Source organism: Phragmitibacter flavus, assembly GCF_005780165.1.
GTDB lineage: Bacteria > Verrucomicrobiota > Verrucomicrobiia > Verrucomicrobiales > Verrucomicrobiaceae > Phragmitibacter > Phragmitibacter flavus.
Genome location: NZ_VAUV01000015.1, coordinates 146,604 through 162,152, shown reverse-complemented (window position 1 = coordinate 162,152; position 15,549 = coordinate 146,604). Strand labels below are relative to the sequence as shown.

Genomic DNA, 15,549 nt, shown 5'->3' with positions numbered 1-15,549 from the left:
GGGTTGGTTCATATGATGAACGCCCCACACCTGTGGTTGGAAGAACTAAGCGAGCGCAGACCCCGCCGACCGCGCCAATTGGCAAGAGTCAAGCGATGCATGGCGAGTTAGGTATATGCTTATGGGCGTGCAGCCTGTGGGTGTGGCGGGCATTCGCTTCGCGGCTTCGCAGCTGCCCGTCGTTCCATCGTCCCAGTCAGTGACCCAAACTTGCAGCCTGCCGGTCACCCACGCATATTGCCCTCACCGCACCCCATGCATCCCATCCTCTCCATCACCCTCCACCTCTTTCTCACCCTCACCACCCCCCTTCTCGCCGACCAATCTCCCGCCCAAAAACTCATCAACTCCGCCCGCAAACAAATCGGCGTCACCACCCACTACGACCCCGCCTACGTCAGCCTCACCTACCCCAACGGTGACCTTCCCAAAGAACGCGGCGTTTGCACCGATGTCGTCATCCGCGCCATGCGCGACGCCCTCAACCTCGACCTGCAAAAGCTCGTCCACGAAGACATGCGCGCCAATTTTGCCAAATCCCCCAAAATCTGGGGCCTCAAACGACCCGACAAAAACATCGACCACCGCCGCGTCCCCAACCTGCAGGTCTACCTCACCCGCCATCACCAAAAACTCAAAGCCACCACCGATCCTGCCAACTACCAACCCGGCGACCTCGTCACCTGCCTCGTCGGCGGCAACCTTCCCCACATCATGATCGTCAGCGACAAAAAATCCGCCACCGGCACTTACCTCATCATTCACAACATCGGCACCGGCACCCAGGAAGAAGACCGCCTTTTCCAATTCCCCCTCACCGGCCACTACCGCCTCCGATAGCAATGCAGTTGCGAGTCAGCCCCCTTTAGCCCTTAGCCTTTATCCTTTAGCCCTTCTTTGATGCCCTCTTTCACCAACATCGCCGCCTACCTGTTCGCCAACCTGACGGACCTCAAATCCCTGCGCGAATCCCTCCTTGCCGACTGCAAAACCTGGAACCTCAAGGGCACCATCCTCCTCGCTCCCGAAGGCATCAACCTGTTCATCGCCGGCAGTGCCGAAAACATCGAGAACCTCCTCACCCGCCTCCGCGACATCCCTGGCCTCGAAACCCTCTCCCCCAAATACAGCCTCAGCGACCACCAGCCCTTCAACCGCATGCTGGTGCGCCTCAAAAAAGAAATCATTTCGTTCGGCGTCGAAGGCATCAACCCCGCCCAACGCACCTCCCCCAAACTTTCGCCAAAACAACTCAAGGCCTGGCTGGACGAAGGCAAACCCGTCACCCTTCTCGACACCCGCAACGACTACGAAGTCAAACTCGGCACCTTCAAAAACGCCCACATCCTCCCCATCGACCACTTCCGCGAGTTCCCCGAAGCCGTCCGCCAACTCCCCGAGGAACTCAAACACCAGCCCATCGTCATGTTCTGCACCGGCGGAATCCGTTGCGAGAAAGCCGGCCCCTTCATGGAACGCGAAGGTTTCACCGACATCCACCAGCTCGACGGCGGCATCCTCAAGTATTTCGAAGACTGCGGCGGCGACCACTACGACGGCGAATGTTTCGTCTTCGACCAGCGCGTCGGCGTCGACCCCGCCCTGCGCGAAACCAGTTCCGCCGTCTGTTTCGCCTGCCAAAGCCCCCTCACCGAAGAAGAACACAGCGATCCCCGCTACATCCCCGGTCAATCCTGCCCGTATTGCTACCGAACCAGCGAACAGCAACTGACCGAAACCCTTGCCGCCAGCCGCGCCCGGCTCGCCGATCTCCTTTCCAAACCCCTCCCCGGCTCCACTCCCTACGACAATTCACGTCCCCTCAACATTCCCGAGTCCTGCGACAGCCTCCCCTTCGTCGACGCCCTCGTCACCATCTTCCCCCACATCAGTCGCGACGAATGGCGACGCCTCTGCGCTGAAGACGCTTTCCTCGACACCAACGGCCATCCCGTCGCCGCCGACCACATCGTCCACGCCGGTGAACGTTACGTCCGCATGCAGCGCAACCTGACCGAGCCCGATATCAACGCCGCCATCGAGCTCCTTTACGAAGACGAAGCCATCCTCGTCATCAACAAACCCGCCCCGCTGCCCATGCATCCCGCCGGGCGCTTCAATCGCAACACCCTGCAACACCTCCTCAATCTCGCTTACGATCCCCGTAAAATTCGCGCCGCTCATCGACTCGACGCCAACACCACCGGCCTCGTCATCTGCACCCTCACCCGACACTTCGCCAACCTCCTCCAACCCCAGTTCGAACGCGGTGAAGTCGAAAAAATCTACCTCACCCGCGTCCAGGGTCATCCTCCCACCGATCACTTTTTCAGCGATCAACCCATCAGCGACGAACCTGGCCTCGCCGGATCACGCACCATCGATCACCTCAACGGCCTCCCCGCCCGCACCGAATTCACCGTCATCTCCCGCGATCCCGACGGCACCGCCCTTCTCGAAGCGCGTCCCATCACCGGCCGCACCAATCAAATCCGCGTCCATCTCTGGCACCTCGGTTTCCCTATCGTCGGTGATCAAGCCTATCTCCCCAATCATCAAAACGGCCCCACCCAAACCCTCGACACCGAAGCCCCGCCCCTCTGTCTTCACGCCTCGCGCATGACCTTCACCCACCCACTCACCCAGCAACGCCAAACCTTCGAAGCCCCCCGTCCCATGTGGGCCTGAAGAACCTCACCGCTCTTCATCCTTCATCCTTTCAAATTGCCTCCCTCGAAATTCCATGCACGGTAGTCCGCCATGGATTCCGACTCACTCTCCCGCCTTCGCCAAGCCATCCGTGACGTGCCCGACTTCCCGAGTCCCGGTATCCTTTTCAAAGACATCACCCCCGTCCTGGCCGATCCCGACCTCCTCCGACTCACCATCGAAACCATGGCCGCCACCGTGACCGACCAGAAAATCGACAAGATCGTCGGCATCGACGCCCGCGGTTTCATCTTTGGCGCCATGCTCGCCGCCCACCTCGGCTGCGGATTCGTCCCCGCCCGCAAAAAAGGCAAACTCCCCTGGCGCACCCGCGGGGTCGACTACGCCCTTGAATACGGCACCGCCTCCCTCGAAATGCACGAAGACGCCATCCTTCCCGGCGAAAACATCCTTCTTGCCGACGACCTCCTCGCCACCGGAGGCACCGCCGCCGCCGCCCTCCAGCTCATCACCACCGCCGAGGCCAACCTGATCGGCTCCGTGTTCTTCATTGAACTCGCCTTCCTCAACGGTCGCGAAAAAATCTCGTCATACGGTCCCGCGCACGCCATCATCACGTTTTAAATATTCCTCGATCCACCACCCTTTCAGCGCGCACCGCCACCGCCGACCGTTCTTTTTCTCTCCATGGCCGACCTCAATAAAAAGCAAAAACTCCAGCAACGCGCCAAACAAACCCTCCCCCCGGCCCCCGACAAACCTCGCAGCCGCGCCGAGACCCTCCGCACCTACAAACGCTTCCGCAAAATCGAAGAAGCCCGCCTCCTCATGGCCCACCGCGCCGGCGGCGGCGGACTCGAAATCACCGAGGCCCGCGCCGACATCTACGACGTCGCCCTCAAACACCTCTGGAGCGAAGTCGCCCGCACCGAAGCCAAAACCTCCTCCAGCAAACTCCCGGTCAGCATCGTCGCCACCGGCGGTTATGGTCGCCGCCAGATGAATCCCTTCAGCGACGTCGACCTCATGTTCCTCGTCCCCGACAAGATCGGCTCCGCCCTCGAGTCCACCTGCAAGCTCATCTCCACCTTCATCACCCTTCTCTGGGACATCGGATTTAAAGTCGGCGACTCCTCCACCCGCTCCGTCAGCGAGGCGTTTCGCGCCGCCAATCAGGACAACCAGGTCAAAACCGCCCTCATCGAAGGCCGTCACATCGCCGGCAACGAAACAGCCTTCACCGAATTCAAGTTGCGCTTCGACGCCACCTGCATGGACGGTCACGAAACCGAGTTCCTGCGCATGCGTCAGCGCGACCTCGCCGACCGCCACTCCAAGCACGAAAACACCCCCTTCGTCCAGGAACCCAACATCAAAAACGGCTGCGGCGGCCTGCGCGACCACCAAAACGCCATCTGGACCACCTACGCCAAACACCGCACCGTCCGCCTCCGCGACCTCATCAAAAAAGACCTCCTCTCGCTCAACGCCCTGCGCGACATGGAACGCGCCTACGACTTCCTCCTGCGCGTCCGCAACGAGATGCACTACGTTGAAAAGCGCGAACAGGACACCCTCACCCTCCGCCTCCAGGGAGTCGTCGCCACCAACCTCGGCTATCGACACAAAAAAATCCTCATCCGCATTGAGGAATTCATGCGCGACTACTACCAGCACACCACCAATCTCCTGCACCGCACCGCCGAGTTGATGGATCGCTACCACCTCCAGGCCATCGAGACCGAAAAACCCAGCCTCGTCCAGCGCCTGCTTAAAGGCCGCGCCCCGAAAACCGAAAAATTCGACGGCTTCATCAGCAAACACGAACGCATCTACGCCGAGCACGACAACATCTTCACCGAAGACCCGCCGCGCCTCATCCGCCTCTTCGTCCATACCCAGCAACGCCACCTCCGCCTCAGCCCCGAGCTTCACAACCTGGTCCAAAAAAACTTCCACCTCATCAACATCAGCTTCCGCTACAACAAAGCCGCGCGCGAGTCCTTCGAAGCCATCCTCAACCAAAAAGGCGACGTCGCCCGCACCCTCCGCCAGATGCATCGCGTCGGTGTGCTCGGTCGTTACATGCCCGAATTCGGTGCCCTCACCTGCCTCGTGCAACACGAGTTTTTCCATCGCTACACCGCCGACGAACATACCCTGCGCACCATCGACAAACTCGACGAACTCGCCGGCACCCCCCAGCCTGGACTCGGCCTCTACCAGCGCCTGTTCCACGACCTCCAGGAACCCTACATCCTCTATCTCGCCCTCCTTCTTCACGACTCCGGTCGCGCCCACAACACCGCCACCCATTCCGACGCCTCCGCCACCCTCGCCCACCGCGTCGCGCGCCGATTCCAGATCAAAGGTGCCCGCCTGCGGCTCCTCATGTTCCTCGTCGACCACCACCTCACCCTCTACCGCACCGCCACCAGCAAAAACATCGAAGACCCCAAGGTCATCGCCGAATTTGCCGACATCATCCGCAGCAAACAAAACCTCGACGCCCTCGTCGTCATGACCCTTGTCGACTCCCAGGGCACCTCCGACAAAGGCTGGAACTCCTGGAAGGAATCCCTCATCCTCCACCTCTACCGCACCACCGTCGCTTATCTCAACGACCCCTCCGACTTCCTCCGCTCCGCCACCGCGCCCCTGCGCGAACTCGGCTCCGACATCCGCAAGAAACTCGACACCACTTTCGAGCACGAAATCGCCGCCCACGTCCGGCACATGCCGCGCAGTTATTTCAACTTCCGCGACGCCGACACCATCGCCGTCCACATCAAACAACTGCGCGACTTCTTCCGCAAAGTCCACGAAGACCCCGCTCCTCAAAGCCTCCTTCCCATCCTCCATTGGGACGACCGCCCCGAGCAGGGCATCAGCGAACTCACCGTGCTCTGCTGGGATCGCCACCTGCTCCTCGCCCGCGTCTCCGGAGCCCTGTCCGCCATGAACATCAATATTCTTGGTGCCGACCTCTATCGTCGCAGCGACGACTGTGTCATCGACATCTTCCGCGTTGCCCGCAACGACTTCACCCCCGTCACCAACGACCGCGTCAAAGCGCGCGTCAAAAACCTCATCGAGGGTGCCTTTAAAGAAGAAGACATCGACTTCAGCAGCGCCATCACCGAACACCGGCGCCGCAACAAAGGTTTTGAAGAAGTCGCCGCCGAAGTCCCCCAGCGCGTGTTGATCAACAACAACCTTAGCAACGAATACACCGTCATCGAGCTCCAGGCCCTCGACCGCATCGGCCTCCTTCATGACGTCTTCATGGCCATCGGCCGCCTCGGATTAAGCGTCTGCCACGCCCGCATCAGCACCGAAAAAGGCGTCGCCATCGACTCCATCTATCTCCAGGACAAAGCCGAACAAAAAATCCACGACCCCGATGTTCTGGAACAACTAAAAAACGACGTCCGCTCCGCCGTCTTCGTCCCAGTGATCGCCTGATTCTCAGTAGCCAAGGAGCGGCGTTCTCCAGAACGCCGTCAGTAGGCAGTAGGCAGTAGGCAGTAGGCAGTAAGCAGTGGGTCGGAAGTCGGAAGTCGGAAGTCCGAAGTCGGAAGTCACCGGTCAGTCAAAAGGACCGCGAAGTTTCACTTCGCATCGCCATGCAAATCTTCCGCGCTCTCCAAACCACCAGCATCCCATCATTCCCCCGCCACCTCACCCAAAGCGCCGTCGCGCCTCAGCGCTTGCACCCGCAGCAAAAACCCACCGCTCATCTTCGGCCCAATTTGGACTGCGGTGGCAAAGACGCCAGGGCCACCTGGCGTCGTCGACACCGCTTTCGCCAAAGCACCAGCCATCCAACCTCCCCTCGCCCCCGTCACCACTCCACTGCCCACTGCCCACTGCCCACTGCCCACTGCCCACTGCCCACTGCCCACTGCCCACTATCCATTCCGCATTCCGCATTCCGCATTCCGCATTCCGCATTCCGCATTCCGACTTCCGACTTCCCCCTCCCACTTCCCCTTGACTCCCGCACCACATGAGACACAATCTCAACCGATGTCCCCTTCCTCCCGCACCCTCCTGACCGCCGCCGCGCTCGCCTCCCTGTCCCTGACGATCCCGATCCGCGCCGCCGCCGAAACCAGCACCAACGCCGCCGCCACCGTCCAGTCCGTCAAAGACTACCTCACCAAAACCGTCGACTCCATGAAAGCCGCCAGCGCCGACCTCGTCGTCGCCAGCAACGAATACGCCGCCATCATCCAACGGCACGGCAGCATCGAAGCCGCCAACACCGCCGACGCCGCCAAACTCGACGCCTTGGTCCTCCGCATGCAGGACAACTACAAAAAGATCGACTCCTTCGGTTATGAAACCGTCGAAGGCATCGTCGCCGGTGTCGACTCCCTCGCCCACTACGACATCTACCTCGACGCCGGTGTCCCCGCCGCCGAAGGCCCCGATGACGTCGCTGAAGTCGTCCTCGACCTCGGCAACGGCGAAAAAATCGACAAACAAGGTGCCCTCTTCACCTACATATTGGAGCCCGCTCTCTGGGGTGGTGACGACCGCTGGATCACCAGAATCTCCGACACCAAAACCCTGCCCAAACCCGAAGTCCTCATCGCCGCCTCCAAAGATGCCGATGCCAAAATCGCCACCCTGCAATCCGACAGCCACGCCTGGAACGCCACCGTCACCGACCTCTTCGGCGCCATGGTGCTCATGACCCCCACCCTCTCCGACTACTTCGAAGACTGGAAAGAATCCCGTTATTCCGACCAAAAATCCGGTCGTTTCCAAGCCGTCAGCCGCATCTCCGACATGCGCGGCATCATGCAAAGCTGCGCCGTCATGTTCAAAGCCGTCAAACCCAGCGTCACCACCAAAGACAGCGCCTTGGCGAAATCCATCGACACCGGTTTCGACGAAATCCTCGCCTTCATCGATCTGATCGGCAAACGCGAAACCGAAGGCACCATCAAACCCGCCGAGATCGACGAACTCGCCGCCCAAGCCAAAGAAAAAACCGACAAAATCGTCCCCCAAATCGAACAAAGCGCCGCCCTCACCGGCGTCAGCGCTGGCTAACAGCCAATCAATCAGTGGATTTCTAATCGGCTGGTCGCAGGTTCGATCCCTGCTTGGCACACTTTATATAAACAACTAAAGATCAGCGTGTTATGTGGGTATATTGAGAGCGAATTAGCCTATCCCCAAACAGGACAAAGGGGATAAAAGTTACCACAATTTACCTAAACTATCAAAAAAACGATCTATGGAAACATGATGATGGGTGGAGGAAAAGTATCGATGATGGTTGTGTTGACAAACTAGGCTGTTTCGTTTTCCATTTAGTTCTACCAAGAAATAACACAATGAAAGACAATGAAATACGTGGGCTAGTGCTTGATTGGTTCTACGACCGCAGGCGGCAACAGAGATGGGAACTCCCGTCAGCAGCAGATATCGGTTCGCCGTCCGGGGTAACAGATCAGAATGTTGTTTTGATCTGTGACCAGCTAGGGCAGCACGGTTTGATAGATTGGAAGCCGATCCATCAACTAGGAGGCGTATCGTTTGGTCACGGCAAGATCAACGCAAACGGCGTAGATGTTATCGAAGGAACCGTAACATCACCGATTAGTATCAGTATGGACAATTCACAGAATATCACCATTTCAAACTCTTCCAATACGGCGATCTCGGGAAGCAACACTCAAGCTAACACAATCACTATTCAGGACTTGATCTCGCAGATCCAGAATGCGGAGGCGACGTGGGAAGAAAAGGAAGAGGCCAAAGGCTTATTAAAGCGATTTTTATCTCACCCGTTAGTGGCGAGTGTTTCGGGAAGCCTCGTTGGCCTACTTGACTGACAACGGCTCAGGAAGAACAACCGAAGTAGCACTAGAGTCTAATCCTTAAAGAAGACGAACCCATTGCCGGGGGTCAGTCCGCGAATTGAAACGTTGTTGCCATACGCGGCCTGCCCCTCGACTCACTTAAGGTTCAGTTTTGGCCCTTTTGTCTTTTTTAGCCTTGCCCTTGGGGGTTGCTTTGGTGGTAGCGGGTTCGCCGTAGGCGGGCTTCCAGATCCAGGGGAGGACATGGGTGTTATGGGCCCAGGTTTCCCATTGCTTGATCATGGTGTTGACGCGTTCAGGTTCGCTGTTGGCGAGGTTCTGTTGTTCGGCTCGATCCTGTTCAATGTTATACAGCTCCCAGGCTCCAGCGGGATCTTTCGCGACGAGTTTCCAGGGGCCTTCACGGACGGCACGGTTGCCTTCATGCTCCCAGAAGATGGGCTTGCCACGTTCGATGCTTTCGCCTTGCAGCAGGGGTTTTAGGCTGATGCCTTCGGGTTTACGGGTGAATTGATCTTTTTTGATTTCGATTCCGGCGACATCCAGGCAGGTGGCCATGAGGTCAATGAGGTGGCCGGGAGTGGGCTCCAGTTGATTGGCCAACCCTGGTTTGGTTCCTCGTGGCCAATGAGCGATGAGGGGGGTGCTGATGCCACCTTCATGCACCCAGTGTTTGTATTCACGAAACGGAGTGTTGCTGACATTGGCCCAGGCCTCACCGTAACCAAGGTAGGTGTCGGCGGCTCCGGGAAGCACACCGTAGCCCTGTCGCATGGGGAAGCCGTTACGGGTTTGTTTTGGGATCATGTCGGGTTGCAGATATTCTTCAGCCAGTGGTGGTAAGGAGGGTTTTCCCGGACGCGCCTGTGGCGATGATGGATCTTTATCGCGACGACGGCCGATGGGCTCGGCGCAGCCGCCGTTGTCCTGCAGGAAAAAGATCAGGGTGTTTTCAAATTGCCCGGATTGTTTGAGCTGATCAATGATGCGACCGATGCCCTGGTCCATGGAGTCGATCATGGCGGCATAGACCTCCATACAGCGAAGCTCGAACTCAAGGTTGGGGACATCACTCCAGGAGCCACCGTTTTGTGGGGCGATGGTGGCGTCGTTTTTCAAGAGACCGAGTTTTTTCATTTTCTCGATGCGCGCCTGTCGCAGGGCGGCGTATCCGGCATCAAATCGGCCTCGATACTTGCTGATGTCTTTTTCTTTTGCATGCAGGGGCCAGTGGGCGGCGGTGTAGGCGAGATACATGAAGAAGGGACTGTCACTGCTGGTTTTGGCATGTTCGCTGATGAACCGTGCGGCCTGATCACTGAGGGCATCGGTGTAGTAGTAATCTTTTCCTGAGTATTCAGGATCGGTGAAGGGAGAGATGTAGCGGTTGTCGCGGGTCAGGGTATTGGGATCAAAAAAGCTGCCGGCGCCGTGAATCGTGCCGTAGAAACGATCGAAGCCGCGTTGCAGAGGCCAGTTGGATGGGGTGGTGCCGGCTTTTGGAGCGGCGGTTTGTTGGGTGACATGCCATTTGCCGATCATGTAGCTGCGATAGCCTGCGGGCTTCAGTGCTTCAGCGATGGTTGGGGTGTCCTGGCGGAGTTCGCCACGGTAGCCATCTTTACCACGATCATTCATCATGTGACCGATGCCCGCCTGATGGGGATAGAGCCCGGTCAGGAGGGAAGCGCGACTTGGGCAACAGCGGGCGGTGTTGTAAAACTGAGTCAAACGCAGGCCGCCCTTTGCCAATGAGTCGAGGTTGGGGGTGTCAATTTCACCGCCATAACTGCCGATGTCGGAATAACCCATGTCGTCTGAGAGAATGATGAGAATATTGGGTTTTTGAGGAGCAGCGTAAGCGAAAGTGGCGAAGGAGAGTATCCAGGCGATTAACGATTTCATGGCGAGACTATAATGGAGCAGAGCGGGTGGTTTTTTGCCGGGTGGTCCGGATTTTTCAGCGTCTAAAAAGGCGTGATTCGCGAGTGGCTTTGGCGAAAACGATTGAAAAGAAGGCTTCTTTCCTTCCCATGCCGGAGGTCCGTTCGCGCCTTGCAACATTAGCTGTCGGGGAGAGGCCTTCTACAACATGAATCACGAAGGTTGACAGTTGTTCGCAAATTTGGTAACATCCAAGGCAGGAGGTGATGTGCCACAGACGAAAGTTGTTTTTTATAAGGAAAAAGACGGAACCGTTCCTGTGCTGGAATGGCTGGATCACATTCCCATCAAAGCTCAGCTGAAGTGTCTGGCCAAAATTGAACGCCTGAAGCAGGAAGGGCATGCGCTGCGAAGGCCGGAAGCCGATTTGCTCAGGGACAAGATTCACGAATTGAGGGCAAGTCTTCAAGGGGTGCATTATCGCCTTCTGTATTTCTTCCATGGGAACACGGCCGCAGTGATTTCACATGGAATCGTGAAAGAAGATCGGGTTCCACCTGTGGAGATTACCCGCGCCATAGCGCGCCTGAGAAATTTTGAACTAAACCCAAAAATGCACACATTTGAGGAGTAATGGATATGAAAAAGGTAAATCTAAAAACGACCGATGATGCTGTTGAAATCCTGCATCGTCGCCTGATTGCAGGAAAGCCTGAGAGGCAAGCGGAACTTGAGAAAATTCGGGCTGATGATGCGGTTGCCCGGAAAATTTATGATCTGCGAACCAAAGCCGGTCTGTCACAGAGGGCGTTTGCCAAGCTGGTAGGCACGACGGCTTCCGTGATTTGCCGTCTTGAAGATGCCGACTATGAAGGGCATTCCCTCGCCATGCTTAACCGGATTGCCGCTGCACTCGATAAACGGGTGGAGATTCGGTTTGTGCCTTTGCACCGTAAGGCAGCTGCAGTTTGATGGGGTTCGGTCCGCGACTTGCAACATTTGTCGTCTCCTTGTCCGTCTTTTCTGTGGTGATGTCATCGAATGATCCGCCTTAGGTGCCTTTGGAATTCAGCATTACCTCGACACCGATTCCATTCATCTACCCTGATAGGCTCTGGCCTGTCGGCACGTTCACTCCTCCGCATGAAATCTTGGCTGCCAATCCTGTGGGTCACCTGTCTCACCTTCATCACCAGCCTCAGCCCCAGCTTCGCAGGCTCCACCGTGCTCTATGTCTCCGAAGCAGGTGATAAACGCATCGCTGTCTACTCTTTGGACCAGGCAACCGGTGAACTCACCCGCAAAGGCGACACCACCCTCCCTGGCTCCCCCGGCAGCCTTGCCATCAGCGCTGATCGCCGCCATCTCTATGCCGCCGTCAGATCAGAACGCCAGCTCGCCACCCTCCCGGTCGACCCCACCACCGGACAACTTGGCGAACCTGTGATCACCCCACCCGGCATCAATCCCGTCTATGTGCACATCGATAAAACCGGCTCCTGGGTCCTCACCGCCTCCTACGGCGAAGGCGCTGCCGCCATCTCCCGCATTCAAGACGGCATCATTGTCGGCGCACCGGTCGTCACTCTTGAAACCGGCAAGAAAGCCCACAGCATTCAAACCGATCCCAGCAACCGCTTCGCTTTTGTCCCCCACGCCGGTGAACTGAACAAAGTCGAACAACTGCGCTTCGATCCCGTTACCGGCAAATTCGAATCCAACACTCCACCCTACCTCCCCGGCGGGCCTGGTCACGGTCCCCGCCACATGCAATTTCACCCCAACGGACGCTGGGTCTACCTCGTCAACGAACAGGGCAAAAGCGTTACGCACTGCGATTTCGATCCCGATAAAGGCACACTCACCCAGCGCCAAACCGTGCCCACCGTTCCACCCGATTGGGACCAAACCCAGGGCAGTTGTGCCGACATCCATGTCAGCGCCGACGGTCGATTTGTCTATGCCTCCACCCGCGGTCACGACAGTCTCGCCACCTACTCAGTGCATCAAGAGACCGGAGAACTCTCCTCCCTCGGCCAAACCCCCACGGAAAAAACGCCGCGCTCCTTCTGTCTCGTCCCCGGCCCCGCTGGCAGCGGCGAATCCTATGTCGTGTCCGCAGGCGAAGGATCAGACGCCCTCATCGTGTTTAAGCGCGACATCGCCACCGGCAAACTCACGCCCCTAAAAACCTACCCCTGCGGCAAAGGCCCCGCCTGGGTGATGGCCGTAGTGTTCGAGTAACCGGTGGAATTGGTCCCGCAGCTCCCGACAAGATGCCTTTAGGAAAAATAAGGTTGAATACTTCGGACCGCCTAAACGCCACGCTGTCGTCCCCCTCGCTGTGAAGCCGGAGCGACTGCGGCTGCTTTGGGCAAGTTGACACTCAAGCGACCACGGTAGTGCGCAGCATTACTTCAACACTGACTTCCACATCAAAGGACGAATGCGATCGAGGTTGCCCCTTTTTCACTCCGACCAAACTTTTTAGAATATCAGCCAGAGGATGAGCACTAAAGTAAGAGGAACGCCGAGCCACCAAAGGATCACTGGAACCACGATCCCGTCATTTTTGTGAGTCAAGCCGAGTTTTTTCAGTTTTCCGGATGTTTTCATAGGGTAGTGTTTTTAAGGTTTAGTTGGCAGGCTCTTTACGCACCGATGAGCGACCTTCCGATGCCGCCATATTGCCTATCCTAAAGATCGAGCCATCCATGCTGCCTGCGCCTGCCCCGAGGTAGTTTTAAGGGCAGGGCCCGACTTGCTTGGCTTGAAGTTCGACACACGCGAAGTTTGACATGCGACTCATTCGCAACACTGTAAGGCAGCCAAACTTTCTATGAGTCAATTTTTCTTCGCGGTCTCGCTGGCGCTGCTGACCTTCGCCACCGCTCTTCTTCCTCAATCGGCCAAGGCCGATGCCATCGACGACACTGCCGCCCTCCAGCGTGTTATCGACGAAGCGCTTCTCGATCTCCACGGCGAACGCTGGACGCCTGACTCCCTCACCAAGCTCGACACCCAGCGCCAGGCCTTCCGTCAGCAACTTCAGTCTGCTGAAGCCCAAGCCATTTGGGATCAAACCCTTCCGACCGATCCCGGTCAGCAACTTGGCAATCTCCAGGCCCGGCTCCAGCATGTCGCCGCGCTCGAAATGCTGCATTATCAGCAAAAGGGCGACGTTCAAGCCGCCCGCGAATGGCGCTCGATCATCAAACTTCCCAAATACGCCAGCTCCGTCGAGGGTGCCATGGCCCTGCAACGTCTCGGCGGTGAAAAGAAACACCAATACGAAGTGAGCCGCCTGCTCGCCCGCGAATACCTGCTCTGGCAGATCACCCGCGCCCGTGAAAAGTCCGACGCCTTCAACCGCCTCGCCGAAGAACAACGCGCCACCCCCACCCTCGTCAACGCCCGCGCCAGCGAAATCCAGGCCCTCTCGCAGTTTCCCGCGTCCCTGCTGCAACTCGCCCTTCCCGACTTCCAGGCCAAAACGCCCGACCTCGCCAACTTCGAAAAAGTCCTGGGCGCTCCCGCCGCCCAACTCCCTCCGACCATCGGTGAATGGCGGCTCGCGCTCGAATCGCAATACCCCAACCTGCTCAGCCCTGAGGACATCCAGCGCCGCGAAAATATCGTGCTCAAACTGCTGCGCCTTATCCCGATGGAATATCAGTCCGGGGTTCGCGATGGCGAAATCGTCATTCCCATCGAATACCGCGAAGCCAAAACCTTCACCATCCAGTGCCAGCAAATCATCAACGAGCTGATGCCTGTCTGGCGTCAGTCCAAAGGCGAGGCCCTCCAGCAACACGGACCCAAGCTGCTCGACTCGCTCGGCGACCTCGAACGCCTCATCAGCAAAAAAGAATCGCAAAAACAGATCGAGTCCCAGATCAAACTCGTCTCCAACACGCTTCAAGACGACTTCGGCCTCGCCCTCAAACGTTTCGGAAGTGCCTCCGACATCGTCGCCGAAGCCGCCCTCGAAATTCGATCCCTGCTTGGTCAATCCCTCGCCGCCGCCCAGGCCGGACAATGGCGCAAAGCGGAAACCCACCGCCTCGACGCTTATGTGAACTTCGACCTCGAACTCGAAGCCCGCGCCATGCCGCGCGATCCCAATCTCGCGCTCTCCGCTGAAAAGACCTTCCTTGATGGCAGCAACGGCAAACCCGGCATCAAAGCCGCCCTCGACTCCCGCCTATCCGGTGATGAACTGACCGCTTCCTACCAACGTTCCTTCGACGCCATTGAAGAAACCGTTGCCCTTCTGAAAGTCGGCCTTTCCCCCGGTGCCGCCACGCTCAGCGCCGTGCTGATCGTCCTTCGCGAAGGCCTCGAAGCCGTGGTCATTCTCGCCGCATTGCTCGCTGGATTGCGCGGACCCGAAAACGCCGGGATCCGCCGGCAGGTGGGCATCGGTGCCTGGCTCGCTCTCGCCGCTTCCGCCGCTCTTTTTGTCCTTTCCCGTCAACTCCTCGCCGGACTCTCCAAATACGGCGAAACCCTCGAAGCGGTCATCTCGATCATCGCCGTCATCATCCTGCTCATGGTCACCAACTGGGTGTTCCACAAGTATTACTGGACCGGCTGGAACGCCAAATTGCGCGAACTCAGCAAAGCCGCGCAACGTCAGAAAGGCACCGGCTTCGAACACCTCGCCCTGGTCGGTGTTGGTTTCACCACCATCTTCCGTGAAGGATTTGAAACCACCCTGTTCATGCAATCGCTTATCCTCGAAGCCGGCCTTCCTGCTGTCTTGAAAGGACTCGCCATCGGCGGCACCGCCATCACCATCCTCGGCTTCGCCGTGTTCTACATCGGTGCCAAAATGCCCTACCGCAAAATGCTCGTCTACACCGGCATGCTGGTGGTGCTGGTGCTGTTCACCTTCATCGGCTCCACCACCCGTATTATGCAAACGGTTGGCTGGCTCCCCGTCCATCCGATCCCCGGCTTCAGCCTCCCCAACTGGACCGGCGTCTGGCTCGGCATCTACCCCACCTGGGAAGGCATTATCGCCCCCTTCCTCGCCTTCGCGTATGTCGGTGGGGCATGGCTATGGGTGAAGTTGAGTTCCCTCAAGGCTCAAAAGGACACGCCAGCCACCGTCACCGATTCAAGCCGACCGAAACCGGTAGCGGTCCGGTAA

The 15,549-nt window shown here is 58.1% G+C and carries 12 protein-coding genes; 10 read left to right on the top strand and 2 right to left on the bottom strand.

Annotation, left to right across the window (positions count from 1 at the left end; translation table 11 throughout):
- The first annotated feature begins 255 nt into the window (after nt 1–255).
- From FEM03_RS19275 to glnD, 4 genes are all read left to right on the top strand, one after another.
- Entirely contained in the window at nt 256–840 is a 585-nt protein-coding gene (locus FEM03_RS19275; protein WP_138087929.1) for a DUF1287 domain-containing protein, read from the top strand.
- A gap of 60 nt (nt 841–900) precedes the next feature.
- On the top strand, nt 901–2,688 hold the full coding sequence (locus tag FEM03_RS19270; protein WP_138087928.1) for a sulfurtransferase: 1,788 nt from the start codon (nt 901–903) through the stop codon (nt 2,686–2,688).
- Nucleotides 2,689–2,760: 72 nt separating this feature from the next.
- Nucleotides 2,761–3,294, top strand: a complete 534-nt coding sequence (locus FEM03_RS19265) for an adenine phosphoribosyltransferase (protein WP_138087927.1) — start codon at nt 2,761–2,763, stop codon at nt 3,292–3,294.
- Nucleotides 3,295–3,357: 63 nt separating this feature from the next.
- Nucleotides 3,358–6,135, top strand: coding sequence for a [protein-PII] uridylyltransferase (gene glnD / locus FEM03_RS19260; protein ID WP_138087926.1), 2,778 nt, complete (start codon nt 3,358–3,360; stop codon nt 6,133–6,135).
- A 200-nt stretch (nt 6,136–6,335) separates the two neighbouring features.
- Here the strand turns inward: glnD and FEM03_RS19255 are convergent, their stop codons facing one another.
- The gene (locus FEM03_RS19255; RefSeq protein ID WP_166443003.1) at nt 6,336–6,575 is read right to left on the bottom strand and encodes a hypothetical protein; all 240 of its coding nucleotides are present in this window, start codon (nt 6,573–6,575) and stop codon (nt 6,336–6,338) included.
- 124 nt (nt 6,576–6,699) lie between these two features.
- Here FEM03_RS19255 and FEM03_RS19250 point away from each other — a divergent pair, with 124 nt between their 5' ends.
- A complete protein-coding gene (locus FEM03_RS19250) occupies nt 6,700–7,734 on the top strand; it encodes an imelysin family protein (protein ID WP_138087924.1) in 1,035 nt (344 codons plus the stop codon).
- 287 nt (nt 7,735–8,021) lie between these two features.
- Complete coding sequence (locus tag FEM03_RS19245; protein WP_138087923.1) at nt 8,022–8,522, top strand: hypothetical protein; 501 nt, start codon at nt 8,022–8,024, stop codon at nt 8,520–8,522.
- A 126-nt stretch (nt 8,523–8,648) separates the two neighbouring features.
- Here the strand turns inward: FEM03_RS19245 and FEM03_RS19240 are convergent, their stop codons facing one another.
- Nucleotides 8,649–10,415, bottom strand: a complete 1,767-nt coding sequence (locus tag FEM03_RS19240) for an arylsulfatase (RefSeq protein WP_138087922.1) — start codon at nt 10,413–10,415, stop codon at nt 8,649–8,651.
- Nucleotides 10,416–10,662: 247 nt separating this feature from the next.
- Between FEM03_RS19240 and FEM03_RS19235 the strand changes: the two genes are divergently transcribed.
- The 4 genes from FEM03_RS19235 to FEM03_RS19220 all read left to right on the top strand — a co-directional run bounded on the left by FEM03_RS19235 (nt 10,663) and on the right by FEM03_RS19220 (nt 15,549).
- Complete coding sequence (locus tag FEM03_RS19235) at nt 10,663–11,028, top strand: type II toxin-antitoxin system RelE/ParE family toxin (RefSeq protein ID WP_138087935.1); 366 nt, start codon at nt 10,663–10,665, stop codon at nt 11,026–11,028.
- A 5-nt stretch (nt 11,029–11,033) separates the two neighbouring features.
- Entirely contained in the window at nt 11,034–11,366 is a 333-nt protein-coding gene (locus FEM03_RS19230; protein ID WP_206171078.1) for a helix-turn-helix transcriptional regulator, read from the top strand.
- Nucleotides 11,367–11,537: 171 nt separating this feature from the next.
- Nucleotides 11,538–12,638, top strand: coding sequence for a lactonase family protein (locus FEM03_RS19225; protein WP_166443002.1), 1,101 nt, complete (start codon nt 11,538–11,540; stop codon nt 12,636–12,638).
- 595 nt (nt 12,639–13,233) lie between these two features.
- Nucleotides 13,234–15,549, top strand: a complete 2,316-nt coding sequence (locus tag FEM03_RS19220) for an FTR1 family iron permease (protein ID WP_138087919.1) — start codon at nt 13,234–13,236, stop codon at nt 15,547–15,549.

Excerpts from the sequence above, each read along its gene's own strand:
- FEM03_RS19250 (WP_138087924.1), top strand. The coding sequence starts at position 6,700 with ATGTCCCCTTCCTCCCGCACCCTCCTGACCGCCGCCGCGCTCGCCTCC.
- FEM03_RS19225 (WP_166443002.1), top strand. The coding sequence starts at position 11,538 with ATGAAATCTTGGCTGCCAATCCTGTGGGTCACCTGTCTCACCTTCATC.
- FEM03_RS19275 (WP_138087929.1), top strand. The coding sequence starts at position 256 with ATGCATCCCATCCTCTCCATCACCCTCCACCTCTTTCTCACCCTCACC.
- FEM03_RS19220 (WP_138087919.1), top strand. The coding sequence starts at position 13,234 with ATGAGTCAATTTTTCTTCGCGGTCTCGCTGGCGCTGCTGACCTTCGCC.
- FEM03_RS19230 (WP_206171078.1), top strand. The coding sequence starts at position 11,034 with ATGAAAAAGGTAAATCTAAAAACGACCGATGATGCTGTTGAAATCCTG.
- FEM03_RS19245 (WP_138087923.1), top strand. The coding sequence starts at position 8,022 with ATGAAAGACAATGAAATACGTGGGCTAGTGCTTGATTGGTTCTACGAC.
- glnD (WP_138087926.1), top strand. The coding sequence starts at position 3,358 with ATGGCCGACCTCAATAAAAAGCAAAAACTCCAGCAACGCGCCAAACAA.
- FEM03_RS19265 (WP_138087927.1), top strand. The coding sequence starts at position 2,761 with ATGGATTCCGACTCACTCTCCCGCCTTCGCCAAGCCATCCGTGACGTG.
- FEM03_RS19240 (WP_138087922.1), bottom strand. The coding sequence starts at position 10,415 with ATGAAATCGTTAATCGCCTGGATACTCTCCTTCGCCACTTTCGCTTAC.
- FEM03_RS19270 (WP_138087928.1), top strand. The coding sequence starts at position 901 with ATGCCCTCTTTCACCAACATCGCCGCCTACCTGTTCGCCAACCTGACG.